A 21,295-nucleotide genomic window follows, 5' to 3' on the forward strand; every position below is an offset into this window, starting at 1 on the left:
TACGTTGTCGGCTGGCTACCGTAAGGTGCACGATGACGGCGCGGTGTGAAACGGAAGGGATTCGAACCCATGGGTTCGGTGGTGGCCCGATGGACCGGCCGCGAGGCGCGCGCCTTTCGTGAGGCCAAGCGCATGAGCGTTCGCGAATTCGCCGCCCATCTCGGGGTCAACGACGCGGCCGTGTCGAACTGGGAGCGGCGCGGCAGCAAGGCGAAGCTGCGTTACGACACACAGCAGCTCCTCGACACGGATCTCACCCGATCCAAACCGGAGGTGGCCGATCGATTCGAACTCATCCTTCGTTCCGAGACCACCGACAACCCAACCGCCCCGAACGTGCCACAAGGCGGAGCGACGGAGGACGGCACCGCCCGTCTCGGTAACCGCTCAGGGCAACGGACGGCCGCTCTCCTGGCCGTTGCTCGAACCACTGCCATGGAGCCGACGTACCGACCCGACCAGACTGCCGTCGAACGGTTCAGGCACTTCCTTGATTCCCAAGCGCGGGTCTTCTTCCTCACCGGAGGCACTGGCAGTGGAAAGACGCTGCTTACTCAGCACCTAGCGCGCAGGTGGTCGGAGCAGGTGGACTTCCAGCTCCACAGCTGCTCCTCAAGAGCGCTCCCCATAACAGGACTGGCCACAGAGATACTGAGATACGCCTCGCTACCCAGCGGTGAAGATGCTCTGCTGACCCTGGAGCGCATGTCAGACACTCTCGATCGCACGTGCGTCGTGGTCATCGACGGAGTCGACACCGAGGAACAGCTCACCGTCATCGGTCGTCTGGTCGACGGCATTCTGCGACAGGTTAATTCCCATCACCTGCGGTTTCTCATGGTGGCGAGGACGCCTCCCATCCCCGATCTATCGCCCTTTCCCGTCCTGTCGGCGGCCGTCTTCGGGGCCTTGACGCAATCATCCGAGGCATCCCACACCCTTGCGCCATGGACAGTGGCCGAGGCGCGAGAACTGTGGGATCACGAGCTTCACGTGGACCAGGTCCCGTTCGCCGACCTGCCGGAATCGCTGCAGTTTCTGGCGAGAACACCCTTGTACTTGCAGATGCTGCGGAGCGCTGGAGGCGCTGCACAAACACAGACGAGGCTCGGCACGATCAATGCGTTCCGGCTCGTCGACCACTGCGTTCGCACGGTTCTCAGCCGGACTTCCCGCCACGTTGGCGCGGACATGGATCGCCTCACGCAACTGGCCTGCGAACTGATACCCGAGGTGGTTCCGGGCCCGCTGATCGACCCCAGTCAAAAGCCCGAACCAGTTTGGAGGTTTACTTCTCCCGATGAGGAGTCGGCGTCTGCGTTCGTCGAGCACAGGCCCGATGGACGGACACGATTCACACATGACGTGTTCCAGGAGTATTTTCTCGCTGTCCACATCGCCGACCGGATGACAGCCCTCGGGCGGTCCGTCGCGACGGTTACGGCCTTCAACGACCTGGCTGACCAGGCCACTCGTTCGGCATCGGGTCGGGGCGTATTCGACTTCCTCGTGTGCGCCCTCGACTGCTCTACGCCGAAGCTGATCGAGGTCATCGCCATGGCACCGTCGATCGATTTGAACACCACGTTGCCAATGCTGCTCGAGACCGCTGCGGTCAACGGAGTTCTCCTCCCCGCCGAGGTCGTTCGATCCTGTGCCCACCGATGTGCTCAGGCGCCGACGCACCAGCTCACCCGTGCGCTGCTCGCGACACCGAATATCGCGGAGGCGCTCGGCGGCCAGTACGCACCCTGGATCGTCGAGCAACTGCGGACCCACGGGTTCGAGATCTGGAACGACGTCGCCCACCATGTTGAGCAAGCTCTCGACATCCGTGTCAGCACACGCATCGCGGATTGCATCGACCTGGACCGTACCGAGGAGGCCGCATTCCTGGCGCGGCACTTCGATCTGTTCATCGGCGCGGGGCGCGACGACGCAGGTCTGCTTCGGCAGCTCTTGAACCACCTGGACTGGCGAGTACGCGCAGGGCTCGCGGAGGCTCTACTGGAACGCCGTGCACTTGGTCCAGGGCATGTGCACCGCATCGTCGAACGCCTCGTGAGCGATGACGACTACAAGGTCCGTGCCGCCGTTGCCCGAGCGGTCGGGACCCTCGACGCGGTAGCCGCGCGGGATCATGTCCGAGTCCTACTCGCGGACGGCAACTGGCATGTTCGCGAACGCGCCCTGCAGGGACTCCTGGCAGGCCCTCAGGCTCCGCTGCCGAACCCGGAGTTGGCACACGCCGTGATCACCAGCGTCAACGGTGACAGGAGTTGGGGCTCTGCCCCTGGCTCCGCCGTGAAACTCCTGACGAGAATTCGGCTCCTCAGCGGGGAATCGACCCACGAAGCGCCCCCGCCCGATGACAGGGCCCTCTTTGGGTTGCTCAGAGAGATCCAGACAGGCTGGATCAAGCTGCCGTCCTATCTTGAAGAACCCCTGGTGTCTCAGGGAATGGACTCCCCTCACTGGCTCACCGCCAAGGAGGCTCACGCCGTTCAGCGACTGAACGAGCCCTGTCCAGGAGCGATGAACGCTCGTGAACGGTACCGGCGCCGCCGCGGCCAGCACTCCGTCCAGATCGCTCTCGACGTTCACAGCCTCGACCGTGCTGTGGAGATCGCCACCGCCTCAGCTGCTGCCGGGGTCGACTTCCTGGAGGTCGGCGACCCGTTGATCAAGCGAGCGGGCGTCACCGCGATCGAGACGATCAAGCGGCATGCACCGGAAACAGCTGTGGTAGCCGAAATGATGTCCGCCGACTGGGGCCGCGATCAAGTCGAACTCGCAGCCGAGGCGGGCGCCGACGTCGTCCTTCTCATCGGACCGGCTTCGATAGCCAGCGTGTCCGCCGCAGTCGGGGCCGCGCGTCGCCTCGGAGTCGCGCTCACACTCGACGTGACACCTGAGCACCTCACCCCTTCCTGGCTGCGCGACATGGAACGTACCGGTGTCGACGGATTCGTCATCACCACCAACATCGATCTCGGCGTCGGCGGTAACCACCCCCTGGCCGCCGCCAGAACAATCCGTGCATGCAGCCGGCTCCCCGTCGCGGTCTCCGGCGGATTCAGCACCGCCGATGACACCCTTACGACCAGCAACGACTGGGATATCGTCATCGTCGGCCGTAGCGTCGCCGACGCCGTCGCCCCTGCTGACATGGCGCAGCAGTTGACCACCATCGTCCACAAGATCCATACCGAGGAACGCCCGTGATCATCACGCCCCTCCGACCTGAGCGAATTGGCGACGTCCTGCGCCTGATGGAACTCGGCGATCCGTACATTTCCGCTCGTACCCTGTCCGACTACTGGCTCTACGCCACGCTGTTCTCCTCCACCTGTCCCATCGCCGTCGAGGACGATGACACCGTCGCCGGAGCGGTGATCGCCTTCCGTAGCCAGGACGACCCTGCGGATATCTACGTGCAAGATGTCATGACCCATCCGCAGCACCGACGCCGCGGCATCACACGAGCACTCCTGGAGAGCGTGCGCTCCCAGGCTGAGACGTGGGGTTGTCAACGCCTGTACCTCACGTCCGAACCTGAGAACGAGGCGGCACACACCAGTTGGACCGCCCTCGGTTTCGAGAACGTCCCCGGTGACCACGAGGTCAACGGCGTCTCGGTCATCAGCGACTTCAAGGGGCCTGGCCGTAGCCGAGCCGTGTATCAGTTGACTCTGGGCTGAACGAGTCTTGCTTTCGCCCCGATGATGGGTGAGAGGGGAGCTTCACCAAGGCTGCGTGTTCACGACTAGGTGCCGCTCTGGAGCCAGGCAACACTCCAGGTGAGGTGCCCCGAGGTTTCCGGACAGCGTCTTTGTGATGACTTCAGGCGGCGAGTCGATAACTCAGGTACTTGTCCTCAACCTCTTACGAGGTTCTGTACAGCTTAGACCGGAGTGGAGCCGACGACGGTTACAAAACCCTCCGCTGTGTCCAACCATCACCTGACCGTGGCAGCGGACCCCGCACTGCGGCCCCGGCCGTTCAGAACCGGGAATCTGCGACACCTCACTCTCGGGTTTTCCACTCGTGTGGCGGCCCCCGGTCTCGGTTGACGCGTCGGCCCAATAGGAGGGCACCGGAGGACGGAGGACCTACTCCTGGAGCAGCGCGGTCGCCAGGGCCGGAAGGGAAGGTGCCTGGACCCGCGGGGCGGCCATGACGCGAGGGTACGGCTTGTCGCCTCGGTTGAGCCAGGCGCCGACCAGGCCCGCACGTTGGGCGCCGTCCACGTCCCACGGGTGCACGGCGGCCAGCGCCATCAGCTCGGGCCGCACACCGGCTTCCCCGGCCACGTACTGGTACGCGGCCGGGGAGGGCTTCCACGCCCGGGGAGCGCTCACGTCCAACCGTCGTTCCACCAACGCCAACAAGCCCTCGCTTTCCAGTAGGCGCTCGGTCAGCGCCGCAGCGCCGTTGGTCAGCGTGAACAGGCGGATCCCCGCCTCACACAGCCGCCGCATCCCCGGTGCGACGTCGGGGTGGCAGCGCAACTCCCCGAAACCGTCCAGGACATGGCGCACCACCGCCTCCACATCCTTGTGCCGATCGTCGGCTCCGGACAGCATGTCCCGGAGCACGTCGGCGGCCACGTCCGCGAAGTCGGCGTAGGCTCCCGAGACGGTCAGCGCGAAGCCGTCACGTAGCACACCCGCGAACCACACGGGCATCAGGTGCGCGGGCAGCCCCGCTTCCTCGAACCTGTTCCCCAGCGGGGTCAGATCGCTGAGCGTCTCGTTCACGTCGAAGACCACGACCTGTGGAACCTGGACCATGTCCACCTCCCGTAGAGCTCTTTTCCGCGCTTCCCTCAACGTCACGGGCGGAAACGCATGGGCGCATTCACGGTGCGTCCAGTGGGTGGCGGCGCGCTACACCGCCACAGGTCCCTTCAGTAAAAGGCTTCGGGAGAGGCCGTGACAGCCCGTTGGGTGGTTGGGGGAGGGTGCCGCCACGGTGGTCTGTCGGATCACAACCCAAGGCGCTCGATCGCTTTGAGGTAGGCCTCGCTGTAGGTGGGGAACTGGGCGATGCCGTCGAGCAGGGTGTCGATCGGGATCTGGGCGCGGATGGCCAGAGCGGCCTGGTGGATCCACTCCCCGGCCAGCGGTGCGACGGCCCAGGCTCCGACGAGGAGGCGGCGGTCGCGGTCGGCGAGCAGGCCGAGCGTGCCGAGGGGGTCGGTCTCATAGGTCCAGGGACGGGCCAGGGACGCGGCGATGTCGAGTTCGCTGGTGGCCAGGCAGAGGTCCTGGTCGCGGGCCTGTGCGGCGGTCAGTCCGACGGCGGCGATCTCGGGTTGGGCGAAGACCACCCGCGGAACGGCGGTGTAGTCGGTGCGGCGGGATCTGCCCAGGATGGTGTCAGCGACCACACGGGCCTGGTATAGGGCCACGTGGGTGAACATCGCGATGCCGGTGACGTCGCCGAGCGCCCACAGCCCGTCCTCGGTGGCACGGCAGTACTCATCGACGCCGAGGGCGCCACGGTCGTCGGTCTCGACACCGACGGTGTCCAGGCCCAGGTCGTCGGTGCGGGGACGGCGGCCCGTGCCCAGGATGATCACGTCGGTGTCCACCCGGGTGCCGTCGTCGAGTTCGACCACGGTGTGGTCACCGTCGCGGTGGGCGGCGGTGGCCTGTCGGCCCAGGCGGAGGTCGACACCGTCCTTGCCGAGCCGTTCGGCGACCAGTTCGCTCAGGCGCGGTTCCTCGCGGTCCAGCAGGCGCGGGCCGCGCTGGACGATGGTGACGCGGGTGCCCATACGGGCCAGGAACTGGCCCAGTTCCACACCGACCGCGCTGCCACCGACCATGACGGCTCGCTGGGGGATCTCCCGCAGGGTGGTGGCTTCCCGGTTGGTCCACACCTCCACCTGGTCCAGGCCGTCGATGGGCGGGCGCAGCGCATCGGAGCCGGTGGCGACCACGATGTGCTCGGCACTCAGCCGCTGGCCGTTCACCTCGATACGCCACGGGTTCCGCCCGACCAGGCGGGCCACTCCCTTGACGACGGTGACGCCTTGTTCGCGGTAGCCTTCGACCTGGGCGGAATCGTCCAGGTGGCGGATCATGTAGTCGCGGTACTCACGCAGGTCCGACCAGTCCAGGTCCGGGCGTTCCAGACCGGCCGCGCCCGCGGCCTCGGCACGGGCCTCGGGCGGGCGCAGCAGCGTCTTGGAGGGGATGCAGGCCCAGTAGGCGCACTCCCCGCCGATCAGTTCGCGCTCGACCAGGGCCACGCGCAGCCCTCCCTCGGCGAGTCGGGAGACGGCGGCCTCCCCTCCCGGTCCGGCTCCGATGACGATCACGTCGAAATCCACAGACATGCCCTCGTTCCCTTCCTTTGTGAGGCCAGGTTGTGCGGTGTCTCGTGTCCTGTCGTGGACGGTACGGCCGCGGCGGCGCGGGCGGGCGGACCGCTGACCGTCCTTGTCCAGTGGTGGACGCCTGTCTCACCGCTGCCGCCTGGAAGGCTGTCGTCGGTGCGGGTGAGACGTGGGCGGCGGTCGCGCACCGCCCACCACACCAAGCCAGTGGCGAAGACAGACCCCGTTGTGCCGATGACGGCATGACGGGCGAGGAAGCCCGCGGGCACGAACAGCGCGGCCAGCACGAGCAGCTGCACCCCGCAGCAGGCCAGCAGCGCCGGCACCGCTCCGCCGACACCGCTTGGTGGTGTTGGATTCAACGGATCTCCCCGCGTGATTGCCCGCTGTCGACCAGCTGTTTCTGGTCCGCGCGTGCGGGAGCCGGTCGAGCTCCTGCCGTGTCGGTCAGTGGTCTGCCGACTCCGGTCAGGGAACCGCACCGGCCCCCTACCGCCGCAGGAGCCAGATGATTCCCAGCACAATGAGCACCAGCAGCGCCACTCCGACCAGGGCCCACAGCACCATGAAGGCCATCCCCACGCCCATGCCGTCCATCACGGTCACCACCTCCTTTCGATCATCCGGCGAGCAGATCGCCACACGGTGTCTGGCTACTCCTGGGAGGCGGTGCGGGTCCGATAAGGCGTTCCCCGCTGGGCCGACCGTCGATCATGGTGACATGGCCTTCGCTCCCTCTTCCGTTCTCTCTTCTTCGGTGACCGGTTACATGGGCCGGTTGTGCGAGCGCTCACGGCCGTCGGCGAGTCAGGCACCAGACGGTCTCGGTGACCGCGGCGGTGGCCAGCCCGAAGGCCAGATGGGTGAAGAAGCCCCGGGCATGGGTGACCAGGGGATAGTCGCGGTTGGACGCGGAAAATCCCAGCAGCGGAGTGAGCCCTTCGTCGACGCTCAGAGACATCGCCGCACCGGAGGCCAGACCGGCGTTGACGGGGCCCAGAGGGGTAGTGCGGCGGATCAGGGCGTAGACGGGTGCCCAGGAGACGCCGAGTCCGTAGTGGAAGGCCATGCCCGCCTTATCGAGCTGTGGCTCGCTCAGATCCTGTCTTAGTAGACGGGTGGTCTTCTCGGCAGCGATGCGAAAGGGCATGCCAGGCCGTGCCTGGTCCTCGCACGCGCGGTCGGCCTCGCTCTCGTGCTCGTAGAGCTTCATGCTGACCGGCTCCACCACCCTGGAGGCCAGGTAACCGGCCAGCGGCGCGGTGACCAAGTCCTTGGCCAACTCCGTTACCAGGTTCTTCATAGCTCCTTACCTTTCTCCTCGTGTGGGACCAGGACAGGTGAAGAAGGGGTGGGCGGACCGGCGGACCCCGGTGTCAGTCGCTGGTGAAGCGCCGCGGTGCCGTCCCGACACCGGGCCCTGTGTGGGCGGACTCGGGCTCGGCGCGCTCGTCAGTGAGGCGGTGCAACGCCGTTCCTGGGTGGTGGTACCGCCAGCCGAACCAGAACACCTTGTCGAAGGAGAAGGCGACGGGTTCGAGCCGTTGTCCGGCCAGGGGGCCGTGGACGGCACGGCCCAGAACGTTCCAGACCGTGCCGGTCTCCCGGTCGCGGAACTGGTTGGCGTCGCCGGGGTCGAAGGTCAGCGTCCGTCCGTCATGATGGCGCTGGTGGCCCGCCGCGATGTCGGTGGCCGGATCGTAGAGGACCGCGACGGGGCACCCGCCCGCGGTGTCGTTGACCGCCCGGTGGCGGTCGAGAAACCCGCGGGTGTAGGCGCGGGCGTCGTCTCCCTGGCGCAGGGCGAACACGCGGGCCTTGGGATGGAGAGTGGTGTCCGCGCCGCCGCGTACTGGTAAGAACGGCCATTCCCCGGTGCGTGTGCGCATATGGGCGGCTCGCATGACACGGGTGATCAGCCGGTCGCGCGGTGACATCGTCACCGGTTCGGCGATGGTGGACTCTGGCACCAGGCGGTGCCACGCCGACCAAGTGGTGTAGGTAACCGGTACAACCGTGACCGGATCACCCTGGCTCCCGCCGTAGGGGCGCTCGGGGAGGAGCTGCTGCACGAGGCTCTTCGTCGTCGCATCCCAGTACAGGATGTTGTCGTTGGGGGCGGAGACAACGGACAGGTCTCGGCTGGAGCCGGTCTCGGAGTGACGGTAGGCGATAGCGCTGTTGGTCAGCCCGCAGTAGCTGACGGTGACCCGCTCACCGCCCAGCGAGTCCGTCACGGCGTGTGGGCGGGCCAGGGCCCGTGCCGGGTACGCCCGGGCCTCACCCCCCAGGAACAGCCCCAGCACCTCGGTGTCCGCGTCAACGAAGACCCGGTCCGCTTCCGACCCCGGACGCAGCCGGAGCCGGTCACGCCGCCGCGAGAACAGGAACGGGTCGTAGATCAGGGGCCCCACCGCAACCATGGCTCCCAGCAGCAACCCCGCGGCTATGGCCGCGGTCGGGGAGGCGCGTCCATCGCGTGTCCGGGCGGCGAGAATGAGGGTCGCCGTGGCGGAGACCGCGAGCAGGTTTCGCCGGTGGCGGTAGACCATGTACAGCTCACCGTAGCCGGGTGGGCGGACCATAAGCCGGGGTGTGGACAGTACGGACAGCACGTAGGCGGGCGGGGCGGTCGCCGCTGCCGCCAGTAGCGCGTTCGCCGCGTGCTTCCACCGTCGTCGATCACGTGGCCCCCGCCTGTTCTTCATGGGATCCATTTCCCTCCTCGTTGTTCACTCGGAGTTCCGCGGTGGCCCCCGGAGTCCGGGACAAGCCGATGATCGTTCTCTCGGTGGTCAGGAGGCGCAGCAGGAGAGCATGGCCACGTCGCGGGTGAAGGTCTGGGCGGCCAGCTTGAGCCCCTCGGCCATGGTCAGGTACGGACACCAGGTCTCGGCCATGTGCTCCACCGTCATCTGGGCCTGCACCGCGTAGACGGCGGCGGCGATCACGTCCCCGGCCCCCTCGGCCACCGCGGTGACTCCGACCACGCGGCCGGTCGCGCGTTCGGCGACGATCTTGACCAGGCCCCGGGTGTCGCGGTTGACCAGCGCGCGCGGCACGTTCTCCAGCGGCAGGACGCGGCACTCACAGTCCAACCCCTGTCCCTCGGCCTGGGCTTCGGTGAGTCCGACCCCGGCGATGGCGGGGCTGGTGAAGGTCACCCTGGGCAGGTGGGTGTAGTCCAGGACCCGGTCGGCGCCCTCCAGGGCATTGGAGGCCACCACCGCGCCGTGGGCTCCGGCGACGTAGACGAACTGGGGGTGCCCGGTCACGTCCCCGGCCGCCCAGATCCGGGGGTTGGCGGTACGCAGGTGCTCGTCGACCACGGCTTCGCCGCGTGCACCGGTTTCCACACCGACGGCCTGGAGGTTCAGGCCCTCGGTGACGGGGCGGCGTCCGGTGGCGACCAGCACCTGCTCGGCGCGCACCTCCTGTCCGCCGAGGTCGGCCACGGCCTGGCCGTTCTCACGTCGGATCCGGGTCAGGGTGGCGCCGGTGCGCACGGTGATGTCCTCGTCGGCGAAGATCCCCTCGATGGCCTGGCTGGCCTCGGGTTCCTCGTGGGGTGCGAGGCGCTCCAGGGCCTCCACCACGGTGACGCGGGTGCCCAGGCGGGCGAAGAGCTGGGCCTGTTCCAGGCCGATGTAGTTGCCGCCCACCACCAGCAGTGACTCCGGCAGTCGGTCCAGTTCCATGGCGGTGGTCGAGGTCAGGTAGTCCACCTCGTCCAGTCCGTCGACGGGCGGGGCCCAGGGGGCCGAGCCGGTGGCGATGACGTAGTGGTCGGCCTCGACGCGCTGGGTGCCGCCCTCGGCCAGGTCGACCTCCAGCGCCGGCCCCTGGACGAACCGCGCCTGTCCGGTGAGTATGTCCCAGCCGTACTCCTTGGCCAGGTCCACGTACTTGTCGGCGCGCATGCCCTCCACCAGGGCGCGTTTGCCGCCGATCAGCGCGGCGAAGTCCACCTGCTCGGCGCTCGCGCGGACACCGGGGAAGCGCTCCGCGCTCAGCGCGACGTGGCGTGCCTCGGCCGCGGCCAGCAGCGCCTTGGAGGGCACGCATCCGGTGTTGACGCAGGTTCCCCCGACCGTGCCGCGCTCGACCATCACCACCGAGCGGTCCTTGCGGCGCGCGGCGATGGCGGCGGCGAAAGCCGCCCCACCTGAGCCGATGACCGCCAGATCGAATCCCATGATCGTTCCTCCTCCGCAGGCCCTCTACCCCTGCCACCTGCTCATATTCGCTTTTGCGGATGTTATTCCGCCAGCATAGTATCTGCTTGAGCGAATACGACGGAGAAGCGGAGAGGGCGTGTCAGCACGTTGGACAGCACACGAGAGACCACCACTCCCGAACCGGTCGGGCCACAGGCGCTACTGCCCGAGGAGGGCGCGGCCGTGGACACGGTCGCCAAGTTCTTCCGCGCGCTGGGCGACCCCACCCGGCTGCGCCTGCTGGAGTTCTTGCTGCGCACCGAACACACGGTCACCGAGTGCGTCGAGCACGTGGGTCTGTCCCAGGGGCGGGTCTCCACACACCTGTCCTGCCTGGCCGACTGCGGGTACGTGCGGGCGCGCCGCCAGGGCCGACGCGCCTACTACCGCGTCGTCGACCCACGGGTGGCCGACCTGGTCGTGCTCGCCCGCGCTCTGGCCGCCGACAACCGCACCGCCCTGACCTGCTGCGAACGCATCGACGCCCACGACCACTGACCTCACGCGGGGAGACGGTCACGCGTTCCGCGCCCGCCGATCCCGGTTCGGCCGCGGTCGCTCTCGTCGCCGCGGCCGAACCGCTCGTGTCGTACCGGAGGGCCGGTCAGGAACAACCGCCGACCCCCGCGGCCAGCAGGCCCTCACGTGTCGGGCCGCTCCGTTCCCGGCAGCAGGGGGCCACCCGGCCGTCCACCACGACGGCGGGGATGCCGGTGAGGCCGTACTCGGCCGCCCTGGTCACCGCCTCAGGGTCCTGGCGCAGGTCACGCACCTGTACCCGGCAACCGGGCCCGGCCAGTTCCCTGACCATCCCGACCACGGGCTCGCAGCCCGCGCATCCGGTCGTGAACACCTCCACCTGGCTCTTCGCCATGGTTCTCACCTCCTGGTCGGCACGCTAGACCTTCCAGTCGGGTGGAAGGTCAAGTGTGTGTCCCGCCCTGTCGGTGGACGTGGTCGATCAGAGGGCACGAGGCGGAAGCCGCGTCGGCCTCCCGGGTCAACTGGTCGGCTCGGGCGTCCAGGTCCAACAGTTGCTCACGCAGGCGTTGGAGTTCGCCGAGACGGCGATCGATGTCGGCGACGTGGTCATGAAGCACGCCGCGGACATAGGCGCAGGGGCGCTGGTCCGCGTCGCGCAGCGCCAGGACCTCGGCGATCTCGTCCAGGCGCATTCCCAGCCGCTGGGCGGCCCTGACGAACCCCAGCCGTTCGACGTCGGCTTCGTCGTAGACACGGTAGCCCGCGCTCGTACGCCGCACAGCGGGCAACAACCCGATCCGCTCGTAGTAACGGACGGTCCCGGGGTTCACCCCACCCCGGCGCGCCAGCTCTCCGATGCGCATCACGCCTCCCCTATGGATCGGATCGGATCCGGACTTCCTCCTCCCCTTGGACTTTCCACTCCACGGAAGCCGTCAACCGCGCCGGGGCGCACCGTCCATGCCCCTCGTCGGCGGAAAGACGCTCCGCGGGCGTGTCAGCCCCGTCCCCTGGTCCGCCTGGCCAGGGCCGGGCGGTCGAGCAGGTCGATCGCCGCGTAGCGCACCGCCACCAGCCCCTCCCGCTCGAACTCCTTGAGCACCTTGTTCAGCGAGGGCCGCCGCACGCCCAGCATCGCGGCCAGGGTGCGCTGCGGCAGGGCGATCACGTCGGTCTCGGCCTCGTCCAACAGCAACTGGGCGGTCTGCTGGGCCAGGGACCGGCCGAGCAGACCCAGGATCCGCATGTGGCTGGTGTTGAGGCGCTCGGCGACACTGGACAGCCAGCGCCGGGCGATGGCCGGATGGGTGGCCAGCAGGCGCTCGAACTCCTGCGGATCCAGCTCCAGCAGCTCCACGTCCTCCACCGCGCGCCCGGTGTAGGGCAGGGGCATGCCCAGCAACAGCTGGATGTCGCCGTCCACGTCCCCGGCCCGCAGGATCTGCACCACGACCCGTCTGGTCCCGGCTCCGGCCACGAGCTCCACGTGCCCCGAGCGCACGATCCACACCCCCGCCCCGCCGGCCCCGGCCCCGAACACCACCCCCGCGCGGGGCACGCTGCGCCTGCGCAGGGTGGAGGCCAGGGCCGAGACGTCCTCGCCGGTCAGCGGGGCGGCGGCGCCGCGGCCCACGCAGCGGGCCACCCACGCGGCCTGTTGCAGGCGCGGGTCCTCCCGACCACCCAGCAGGTGCAGGGCGCGGTTCATCGTCGGCGGCATCTCAGCGGGCATGGGATGGCGGTTCCTCACTCCAAGGCGCCACGCGGCGGCGGACGCCGTTGTGCACGACCCTGTCCCCCTCGACGCTACTGCACGTCAGAACCCGATGCCCGTTCCCCGGACGCGCGCGACGGCTGTCGGTCACCGACGGGGAGGCGACACCCGTGGAGGCGGCCGTTCGCACGGTGGACGGCCGAGCGGCCGCGGGCCGGTATGGGGGGTACCACCCGTGGGGTAGACGACCGGTATCGGCCCCTCACAGGACGCGGCCGACACGGACCGAGAGGTGGTTCACCATTGTTCGCTCCGGAACGGCCCCGGGGCCGTCTCCTGGCCCGGTGTGGTGGTCTGGGGGCTCGTCGCCATGGCCGCCTTCACCCTGTTCATGGTCATGGGCGGCAGGATGGGGGTGTCGCGCCTGGACATCCTCGACCTGCTCGGCAGTACCGTCGCCGAGCCCGGAACCACACGGGCCCGTGCCGCCGGAACGGCGATCCACCTCGCCGACGGTGTGGTTCTGGCCGCCGCCTGGGTGTACGCCACACTGTTGTTCGGCGTCGCGGCCACGTGGGTGAGCGGACTGGGCTGGGGGGGTGCTCCTGACCGTCCTGGCACTGGTGATGCTGAGCAGCGTGGGCGCCGTCCACCCGGCGATGCGCCGCGGTCGGGAGGGAGACCCCGGTGCCGCGGCCCGCAACTTCGGGTCGATGACCCCGCCCGGCAGCCTGATGGGACACCTGGTCTACGGTCTCGTCCTGGGGCTGGGCTACCAGTACCTCCCCCTGGGCTGAGGCCGTGCCCTCCCGCCGCCTCCCCGTGCCGCACCCGGCCACGGGGGCGTCAGCGGCCGGTCGCGGAACAGGGCCCTCAGCCCAGTTCGCCGAGGGCGTCCTCGATCGCACGGTGGAAGGTCGGATAGGCGTAGATCATCGAGCGCAGTCGCTCCACCGGGATCCTGGCGTGGACGGCCAGAGTCAGAGCGCCGAGCACCTCACCCCCGGTGGGGCCGGCCGACGTCGCCCCGACGAGCGTGTCGCTCCGGGCGTCGACGACAAGCTTGACGAACCCCTCGTTACCGGCCTTGTGGATCCACCCCCGTGCCGACGAGGCCACCTCGGCACGGGCGGTGCGCACATCAGCGCCCCGCTCACGCGCCTGGGCCTCCGTCAGCCCCACGGACCCGATCTCGGGATCGGTGAACGTGACGCGCGGAAGTGCGTGGTACTCCGCGCCGCCGACGTCCTCACCGAGGATGTCGGCCGCCGCGATCCGCGCCTGGTAGACGGAGACGTGGGTGAACTGGCCCCTACCGGTCACGTCGCCGACCGCCCACACACCCGGTGCGGCGCGCATGCGCTCGTCGACCTCGACGAACCTCTTCCGGGAGTCCACGTCCACCGTCTCCACACCGAGGTCCTCCAGACGTGTCCGACGCCCCGTGGACACCAGCAGACGCCGTGCCCGGACCCGCTCACCGTCCAGATCGAGGACGAAGCCCGTGCCGTCGTGGGAGACCTTCCGTGCCGGGGACCCGGTGCGCACCGTGATCCCCTCGGCCTCGAACACGCGCGACACGAGATCGCCCGCCCCGGGCTCCTCCGCGGGCAGGAGGCGGTCGGCCGCCTCCACCACGGTGACACGGCTACCGAAGCGGGAGAAGACCTGGGCCAGCTCCGCTCCTACCGCGCCCGCCCCGAGTACGCACAGGCTCTCGGGGACCTCGGTGGTCTCCACCGCCCCACGGTTGGTCCAGTAGCCGCTGCCCCACAGTCCGGGGATCGGAGGCACGTCGGGTTCGGTTCCGGTGGCCAGCACGATCGCCCGGCAGGCCCTGAACTCCCGTGTGTGCTCTCCGTCGACGACAACGGTTCCGGGTCCCGCGAGGCGCCCCCGACCGCGCACGAACCGCCCTCCCTGACCGGTGAAGCGGTCGACCGCGACCCGGTCGTCCCAGTCAGTGGTCGCCTCCTCCCGGATCCGCCGTGCGACCGGGGACCAGTCGGGGCGGACCCGGCTCTCCCCGGCCATCCCGGGGACCCTGCGGGCCTCGGCGAGCAGGCCGGCGCTGCGGATCATCATCTTGCTCGGGACGCAACCCCAGTAGGGGCACTCACCGCCGACCAGCCTCTCCTCGACGCCGACCACACTCAGCCCGGCTGAGGCGAGCGTGCCGGCGAGAGCCTCACCCCCGGGTCCCATCCCGATCACCACGACGTCGACCGCCTCGGCCATGTTCCCGCCTTCCCCGGGCAGCGTTCCTCCTCCTCTGGAACGGCCCCTTGTCGGTGTTCCCGCTCCCGCACCCTCGCCTGCGCCTCGTCGCGGGTCCAGGGGAAGTGTCAGACGGCTGACAGCATCCCCGGGGCGAGGAGGGTCACGCGGAACGGCGGTTGAGGAAGAACAGCGCCACCGCGGCCACCATCCCGTAGACGATGTGGCCCATCAGACTCATCACCGCGGTCTGGTCCACCGTGAACAGCGGCATGCCCGCCATCATCGGCATGGCGACCAGTGGGCCGAGCACCCACCACACCATCCCGTACAGGGCCCCCGCGCCCAGCACCGCCCAGAACCGATCGACGAGAGGAGCGGCGACCAGCCCGAAGACCAGGCCGATGAAGGCCGAGATCATCAGGTGGACCACCGCCCCGACCACGGCGCTGTCGCTGCCCACCATCGAGGCGATCATCGTCAGCATGCCCATCATCGCCATGAGCATCCCGAACACGATTCCGCCCGCGATTCCGGCCACCACACCCTTCCAGGCGCGGGTGACCATGTTCGTTCCGGTGTCCGAGGCGGACCGCGTGGTCGACGGCATGAGGTGTACCTCCTGGTACGGAGAGCGGGGACCACGTCCCCGAGGACAGGTTCGGCATCACCCTGGCGGCCCGGATACCAGCGGCGGTCTCTCACTGTCAGCGACGTGACAGTCCTCGTGGACGCGTGTGCCCAGGGGGAACACCGCCCGCTGTGACCATCAACCAGGTGAGGACGCGGTGGTGACCATGCCGGAGCGGCAGCACACACCCAGCGGTGCGGGGCTCCCCCAGGAAGCGGTGTGGATCGCCCAACACGTGGGAGGCGGCACGTCCTCCCCGCTGAGCAGGTCGGACATCTCCGCGCTGGCCGCCAGCCTGGGTACGCGACGGCTGCGGCGCGGCGAGACCGCCTTCGAGTCCCACGGGCCCAGCACCGGTGCCTGGATCGTCCGGTCCGGCCGACTCGAACCGGAGACCGGCTCCAACGGCTCGCGTCAGGGGGTCCTACGCGTACTGCGTCCCGGCGACGTGGACGGGGACATCCAGTCGTTGCTGCGCACGCCCATGCCCTGCACCGCTCGGGCGGTGGAGGAGAGTGTCTGCCTGTGTGTGGCTCCGGACCACTTCGCACGGCTCCTGAGGCGGCATCCGGCCCTCGCCCGCCGCTGGATGGCCGGCATCGCCGTGCGACTGGAGAGAAGCCAGGGTAGGTTCAACCGGTCGTTGCAACACCGGGCTGTTGGAGCGAGCGTAGCTGCTCGTCGAGGCCACCGGCGGTGTCCTCGACATCCCGCAGGCCTCCCTCGCGGGCACGCTGGGGGTTCGCCGCCCCTCCCTGAACAAGGTCCTCCAGGAGTTCGAGCACCGGGGCTGATCCACGTGCGGTACGGCGCCATCGAGATACTCGACCCGGAGGGCCTCGCGAAGAACAGTGGGTGACGGTCGCCGTGCGTACCTTCGCCGGCCGGGCCACGCGTCCGGAACGGAACGGGTCGACGGCGCGGAGCGGGCACCGGCCCCTTCGCGGGCCTCCCCCTCAGAAGTGTTCGTCCGCTGACACATCACGCCCTGTTTCCCGTACACGGTGCAGGCTGGACGTACGGCCTCGGCCGAGGCCGTACCGGAAACGACCGGGGCAGGTTGGTGAGGATGCGGCGAACCCTGACACGCACGGGGACCATGGCACGCGCGGCCGTCGTCGCGGCCGTGCTGGTGCTCGGTGCGGCCGCATGCCGGGTACCGCCTCCCGAGGGGGAGGAGGGCACGCGCTCCGTCCCCTCGGGAACGGGACCGTTGGAGGACGTGGTCTCGGCACTGGACGACCCCGGAGCCGAGGAACTCCCCGAACCCCTGGTGGACGTGGACCGGCTGGTCGACGGCGGTCCCCCGCCCGACGGCATCCCGGCCCTGGACGACCCCCGGTTCGAGACGGCCGGGGACGTGGACTGGCTGGAGGGGGCCGAGCCGGTCCTGGCCCTCTCCCTGGGCGAGGACCACCGGGCCTACCCGGTGCGGATCCTCATCTGGCACGAGATCGTCAACGACACCGTCGACGGCGTACCGGTGGCCATCACCTACTGCCCGCTGTGCGACTCGGCGCTGGCCTTCGACCGAAGGGCGGGCGACCGGACCCTGGACTTCGGCGTGTCCGGCATGCTGTACAACTCCGACCTGGTCATGTTCGACCGCCAGACCCACTCGCTGTGGCCCCAGATCGAGGGCCGGGCCGTGGCCGGAACCCTGACCGGGACCGAACTGGAGCGCGTCAGCGTCACCGTGCTGCCGTGGGACCGGTGGCGCGAGACTCATCCCGAGGGAGGCGTGCTCAGCCAGGACACCGGACACACCCGGGACTACGGCCGCAACCCCTACGCGGGCTACGACGACCCCGACAGCGAGCCCTTCCTGCTGGACGAGGAGGCCGACGCCCGGATGCCCGCCAAGACACGCGTCGTCGGACTGGGCGAGGGCGCGGACGCGCTCGCCGTCCCCCTGGACCACCTCACCGAACGGGGAGTGGTCGACGTGGACGTGGCGGGTGAACCGGTGACCGTGTGGGCCGAGCCCGGCGTGGCCTCGGCGCTGGACGACTCCGAGGTCGCCCAGGGGCGCGAGATCGCCGCGACCGGAGCCTTCCGCCCCCACCTGGGCGAGGACCGCCTGACCTTCGAACCCGCCGACGGCGGGTTCACCGATCACCAGACCGGGAGCCGCTGGAACATCCTCGGCCAGGCGGTGGAGGGTGAACTCACGGGCCAGAGACTGCCACCCGTCGACCACGTCGATACCTTCTGGTTCGCCTGGGTGGCGTTCACACCGCAGACAGAGATCATGAGGTGACCATGCGATTTCCTCCCCGTCCGATCCTGGCGACCGCGTCGGCGGCCCTTCTCGCCCTGACCGCCTGCGGGTCCCCCGACTCCGGTGGGGACGCCGGGGGCGGAGCGGCCTCGGAGGGCGCCGACAGCGCGGCCGGCGGGCAGCGGGCCGCGTCGGCGCTCGACTTCCAGGCCCAGACCCTGGACGGGCAGGAGGTCACCGGTTCCTCCCTCCAGGGCGAACCGGTGGTGCTGTGGTTCTGGGCCCCCTGGTGCACGGTCTGCCGCGCCGAGGCGGGCGGCGTGGCCGAGGCAGCCGAACGCCACGGCGACCGGGTGGAGTTCCTCGGGGTGGCGGGACGCGGCGAGGTCGAGGCCATGCGCGCGTTCGTTGACGAGACCGGAACCGGACAGATGCGGCACCTGGTCGACGACGACGGTTCGCTCTGGTCGGGGTTCGGGGTCGCCAGCCAGCCCGCGTTCGCGTTCGTGCGTGCGGACGGAACCCACCTGACGGTGTCGGGCACCCTCACCGAGGACGACCTGGACGAGTACGTCGAAGCGGAACTCCTGAGCGCGGACGGGCCCGACTCGTGAGCCAGCTCCCGTACGCGATCGCCCTGGTGGCGGGCATGCTCGCCGTGCTCAACCCGTGCGGCTTCGCCCTGCTCCCGGGGTACCTGGCGCTCCTGGTCGCCTCGGAGGAGGACCGGCCCGGGGACGGCGGGCACGGGCGGTGGCGTTCCCTGGGGCGCGCGCTGGGCACGACCGCCGCGATGACCGCGGGATTCGTCGCCGTCTTCGCGGGCTTCGGGTTGCTCGTCACGCCGCTGGCGCTGTCGGTGGAGCGGTACCTGCCCTGGGTCACGGTCGTTCTCGGCGTGGCGCTGGTCGCTCTGGGAGCGTGGCTGTTGAGCGGGCGCGAGATCGTCCTGCTGCTGCCCAAGCCCACTCCCGGCAGGCCGGTGCGGTCGTTGCGCTGGGCCGCCGTCTACGGAACCACCTACGCCGTGGCGTCCCTGTCCTGCACCATCGGCCCGTTCCTGGCGTTGACCACAAGCGCGCTGCGCTCCACCAGCGTGCTCGGGGTGCTGGGGATGTTCGGCGCGTACGCGGCCGGGATGGGCCTGGTCGTCGGGGTGGTCACGGTGGCCACCGCGCTGGCCCGCGACTCGGTGGCCGCACGCCTGCGCCGGGCCCTGCCCTACGTGACCCGGGCCGGGGGCGCCCTGCTCGTGCTGGCCGGGGGCTATGTCGCCTACTACGGCTGGTACGAACTGCGGGTGTTCTCCGGCGGCGCCACCGCCGACCCCGTCATCGACGCCGCCACCCGGTTGCAGGCCGAACTCCTGCGGCTGCTGGAGGAGGTCGGCCCCGGGTGGGTCGCCCTGGCCCTGGCCGTCCTCGTCACCGGCGGCGCGGCCGCGGCGCTGCGACGTGCGTGGCGCGCGAGGGCGGGGACCGCCCCGCCTCCCTCCGCCAGCGACTGAGGGCGTGCGGTGGCCCCTCCGACGGGTCCGGCACGGCACGCGGAGCGCACCCGCGGGCGGGTGCGCTCCGCGGCGGTTTTCCCAGCCCGTTCGGGGTCCAGCGCGCGTCCCGAAGGGCCCGGTCAGGATCGCCCGTGGGCCTGGGAGATGGCCCAGGCGGCGTTGATCAGACCGATGTGGGACAGCCCCTGGGGAAAGTTGCCGAGGAGGGCGCCGTCACGGCGGTCGATCTCCTCCGACAGCAGTCCGACGTCGTTGGCGTGGGCGGTCGTGGCCTCGAAGACCTCCGTCGCCCGGTCGACCCGCCCGGCCAGCGCCCATCCCTCGGCGAGCCAGTAGGAGCAGATGACGAAGGCGCCCTCGTCCCCGGCGCCCGTCCAGCGCTGTACCAGGTGGCCGGTGGCCAGTTCCCGTTCGACCGCCTCCAGGGTCGCCACGACCCGCTCGTCGTCGCCCGGCAGGAAGCCGACGATCGGTATGAGCAGTACTCCGGCGTCGAGGTGGTCGGAGCCGAACGCCCCGGTGAAGGCTCCGACCGACGCGTCCCAGCCGCGGGTGAGGATCCGCGTCCGGATCTCCTCGCGCGCGGCCTCCCAGCGCCGCGTGTGGGCGCACGCCCCCAGGCGGTCCGCCAGCCTGACGGCGCGGTCCAGGGCGACCCAGCACATCAGCTTGGAGGTCAGGTAGTGGCGTTCCCCCTCGCGGCCCTCCCAGATGCCGGCGTCGGGCTCGGTCCAGGTGGTGGCGGCGCGGTCGGCGAGCCCGCACAGGAACGCGGCGGTCGTCGGCGACAGGTCGCCGAGCCGGTCGCGCAGTACCCAGGCGCACTCCAGGACCTCGCCGAGGACGTCGAGCTGTTTCTGGTCCCAGGCGTCGTTGCCGACGCGTACGGGCCTGCTGCCCCGGTACCCGGCCAGGTGCTCCAGGGTGTGTTCGGTCAGGTCGCGTTCGCCGCCGGCCCCGAACATGATCGGCGGGGGCCCGTCTCCGAGGGCGCCGGCCGAGGCGGCGATCCATTCGAAGAAGCGGTCGGCCTCGTCGGGGCAGGCGGCCACCCACAGGGCCCTGAGCGTGAATCCGCCGTCGCGCAGCCAGCCGAACCGGTAGTCCCAGTTCGCCCCGCCGCCGACCTCCTCGGGCAGCGAGGTGGTGGCGGCGGCGATGACCGCGCCGGTGGGCTGGTAGGTCAGGGCCTGGAGCACGAGGGCGCTGCGCGTCACCTCGGCTCGGTAGGACCCCTCGTAGCCCCGGTGCAGAGCGGTCCACGACCGCCATCCGGCGACGGTCTCGCGCAGGGCCGCGCGTGCGTCGAGCGGGGCGACGGGGGCGTCGGCGGCGTGGCGGTGGTGCAGGGCGAAGGAGGCGCTCTCCCCCGCGCGCAGGGTGAAGTGCCCGGTGGCGTTCCCGTCGTCGGCCCGCAGGGGGCGGTCCCCGGTCAGCAGCAGCCGGTCGGCACCGCCGACGATCTCGATACCGTGCGGTGCCGGGGTCAGGTGCGGGACGATGCGGCCGTACTCGGGGCGCGGGGTCAGGTCGAGGAGGACCTCCACCTCACCGCGCACCGCCTCGACCTGGCGCACCAGGACGTGCGGTGAGGCGCGCCCGATGCCGTGACCGCGTTCGCCGGGGCCCAGCGCCAGCGCGTCGGTCAGGCGCAGCAGGCCCGCGCCGGTGTCGAACTCGGTCTCTACGACCATGGTGTCCCCGACGTAGCGGTGCGCCGCCGTGTACGGGGCGTCCGGCCGGATGGACCAGTGCCCCGCGTCCGGGTCGAGCAGGCGGGTGAACACGCTGGGCGCGTCGAACCGGGAGGGGCACCACCAGTCGACCGAACCGTCCCTCGCCACGAGGGCGGCGCTGTGGCAGTCCCCCAGCAGGGCGTATTCGCTGACAGCGGCCATGGGATCCGCCTACCCCCGGCCCGCCTGCGGCAACCGGCCCGCGCCCCGGCCGGAGGGG

General features: G+C 70.1%; 19 protein-coding genes and 1 pseudogene. 8 read left to right on the plus strand and 12 right to left on the minus strand.

The annotated features are described in order from the left end of the window. Positions 1–69 precede the first annotated feature (69 nt). Positions 70–3,225: an orotidine 5'-phosphate decarboxylase / HUMPS family protein gene (locus FYW95_RS14370; protein ID WP_159943335.1), complete on the plus strand. Its 3,156-nt coding sequence runs from the start codon at positions 70–72 to the stop codon at positions 3,223–3,225. Next, positions 3,222–3,701 carry a GNAT family N-acetyltransferase gene (locus tag FYW95_RS14375; RefSeq protein WP_236567856.1) on the plus strand — a complete coding sequence of 160 codons (480 nt, stop codon included), beginning with the start codon at positions 3,222–3,224 and terminating at the stop codon, positions 3,699–3,701. Before FYW95_RS14370 ends, FYW95_RS14375 begins: the two co-directional genes overlap by 4 nt. A 411-nt stretch (positions 3,702–4,112) precedes the next feature. On the opposite strand, the gene FYW95_RS14380 is transcribed toward FYW95_RS14375, so the two are convergent. From FYW95_RS14380 to merA, 5 genes are all read right to left on the minus strand, one after another. Then, positions 4,113–4,793, minus strand: coding sequence for a haloacid dehalogenase type II (locus FYW95_RS14380; RefSeq protein WP_160050414.1), 681 nt, complete (start codon positions 4,791–4,793; stop codon positions 4,113–4,115). Positions 4,794–4,987: 194 nt separating this feature from the next. Continuing rightward, positions 4,988–6,346 (minus strand): dihydrolipoyl dehydrogenase family protein, encoded by a 1,359-nt coding sequence (locus FYW95_RS14385; protein ID WP_159943337.1) that lies wholly within the window; start codon positions 6,344–6,346, stop codon positions 4,988–4,990. A gap of 790 nt (positions 6,347–7,136) precedes the next feature. Continuing rightward, positions 7,137–7,649, minus strand: a complete 513-nt coding sequence (locus FYW95_RS14395; RefSeq protein WP_160050415.1) for a DUF1440 domain-containing protein — start codon at positions 7,647–7,649, stop codon at positions 7,137–7,139. Positions 7,650–7,722: 73 nt separating this feature from the next. Further along, on the minus strand, positions 7,723–8,931 hold the full coding sequence (locus tag FYW95_RS14400) for a DUF3179 domain-containing (seleno)protein (RefSeq protein WP_159943339.1): 1,209 nt from the start codon (positions 8,929–8,931) through the stop codon (positions 7,723–7,725). A 210-nt stretch (positions 8,932–9,141) separates the two neighbouring features. Continuing rightward, positions 9,142–10,542: a mercury(II) reductase gene (gene merA, locus FYW95_RS14405; protein WP_159943340.1), complete on the minus strand. Its 1,401-nt coding sequence runs from the start codon at positions 10,540–10,542 to the stop codon at positions 9,142–9,144. Positions 10,543–10,671: 129 nt separating this feature from the next. Between merA and FYW95_RS14410 the strand changes: the two genes are divergently transcribed. Further along, entirely contained in the window at positions 10,672–11,061 is a 390-nt protein-coding gene (locus FYW95_RS14410) for an ArsR/SmtB family transcription factor (protein ID WP_159943341.1), read from the plus strand. Between the two features lie 106 nt (positions 11,062–11,167). Here the strand turns inward: FYW95_RS14410 and FYW95_RS14415 are convergent, their stop codons facing one another. The 3 genes from FYW95_RS14415 to FYW95_RS14425 form a co-directional block, all read right to left on the minus strand. Next, entirely contained in the window at positions 11,168–11,437 is a 270-nt protein-coding gene (locus tag FYW95_RS14415; RefSeq protein WP_159943342.1) for a thioredoxin family protein, read from the minus strand. 49 nt (positions 11,438–11,486) lie between these two features. After that, positions 11,487–11,909 carry a heavy metal-responsive transcriptional regulator gene (locus tag FYW95_RS14420; protein ID WP_159943343.1) on the minus strand — a complete coding sequence of 141 codons (423 nt, stop codon included), beginning with the start codon at positions 11,907–11,909 and terminating at the stop codon, positions 11,487–11,489. Positions 11,910–12,043: 134 nt separating this feature from the next. Further along, positions 12,044–12,778 carry a Crp/Fnr family transcriptional regulator gene (locus FYW95_RS14425; protein ID WP_305081032.1) on the minus strand — a complete coding sequence of 245 codons (735 nt, stop codon included), beginning with the start codon at positions 12,776–12,778 and terminating at the stop codon, positions 12,044–12,046. 581 nt (positions 12,779–13,359) lie between these two features. Here FYW95_RS14425 and FYW95_RS14430 point away from each other — a divergent pair. Further along, a complete protein-coding gene (locus FYW95_RS14430) occupies positions 13,360–13,557 on the plus strand; it encodes a hypothetical protein (RefSeq protein ID WP_159943344.1) in 198 nt (65 codons plus the stop codon). 76 nt (positions 13,558–13,633) lie between these two features. Here the strand turns inward: FYW95_RS14430 and FYW95_RS14435 are convergent, their stop codons facing one another. Both FYW95_RS14435 and FYW95_RS14440 read right to left on the minus strand, forming a co-directional pair. Beyond that, on the minus strand, positions 13,634–14,998 hold the full coding sequence (locus tag FYW95_RS14435; protein ID WP_160050416.1) for a dihydrolipoyl dehydrogenase family protein: 1,365 nt from the start codon (positions 14,996–14,998) through the stop codon (positions 13,634–13,636). Positions 14,999–15,140: 142 nt separating this feature from the next. Continuing rightward, complete coding sequence (locus FYW95_RS14440) at positions 15,141–15,587, minus strand: hypothetical protein (protein WP_160050417.1); 447 nt, start codon at positions 15,585–15,587, stop codon at positions 15,141–15,143. A 187-nt stretch (positions 15,588–15,774) separates the two neighbouring features. On the opposite strand from FYW95_RS14440, the pseudogene FYW95_RS28915 reads away from it, so the two are divergent. Then, a pseudogene (locus FYW95_RS28915) lies at positions 15,775–16,164 on the plus strand (cyclic nucleotide-binding domain-containing protein); the annotation flags it as partial. A 76-nt stretch (positions 16,165–16,240) separates the two neighbouring features. Here the strand turns inward: FYW95_RS28915 and FYW95_RS28205 are convergent. Further along, positions 16,241–16,393, minus strand: coding sequence for a hypothetical protein (locus FYW95_RS28205; protein WP_236567858.1), 153 nt, complete (start codon positions 16,391–16,393; stop codon positions 16,241–16,243). Between the two features lie 284 nt (positions 16,394–16,677). Between FYW95_RS28205 and FYW95_RS14450 the strand changes: the two genes are divergently transcribed. From FYW95_RS14450 to FYW95_RS14460, 3 genes are read left to right on the plus strand one after another with little or no spacing between them, the layout of a single operon-like run. Next, positions 16,678–17,868, plus strand: coding sequence for a DUF3179 domain-containing protein (locus FYW95_RS14450; protein WP_236567859.1), 1,191 nt, complete (start codon positions 16,678–16,680; stop codon positions 17,866–17,868). A gap of 2 nt (positions 17,869–17,870) precedes the next feature. Then, a complete protein-coding gene (locus FYW95_RS14455) occupies positions 17,871–18,443 on the plus strand; it encodes a redoxin domain-containing protein (RefSeq protein ID WP_160050419.1) in 573 nt (190 codons plus the stop codon). Beyond that, on the plus strand, positions 18,440–19,336 hold the full coding sequence (locus FYW95_RS14460; protein ID WP_160050420.1) for a cytochrome c biogenesis CcdA family protein: 897 nt from the start codon (positions 18,440–18,442) through the stop codon (positions 19,334–19,336). Before FYW95_RS14455 ends, FYW95_RS14460 begins: the two co-directional genes overlap by 4 nt. Before the next feature lie 122 nt (positions 19,337–19,458). On the opposite strand, the gene FYW95_RS14465 is transcribed toward FYW95_RS14460, so the two are convergent. Beyond that, the gene (locus FYW95_RS14465; RefSeq protein WP_159943350.1) at positions 19,459–21,237 is read right to left on the minus strand and encodes a glycoside hydrolase family 15 protein; all 1,779 of its coding nucleotides are present in this window, start codon (positions 21,235–21,237) and stop codon (positions 19,459–19,461) included. Positions 21,238–21,295 lie beyond the last annotated feature (58 nt).

Origin of the sequence: Nocardiopsis sp. FR4, assembly GCF_009830945.1 — a bacterium.
Taxonomy (GTDB): Bacteria; Actinomycetota; Actinomycetes; order Streptosporangiales; family Streptosporangiaceae; genus Nocardiopsis.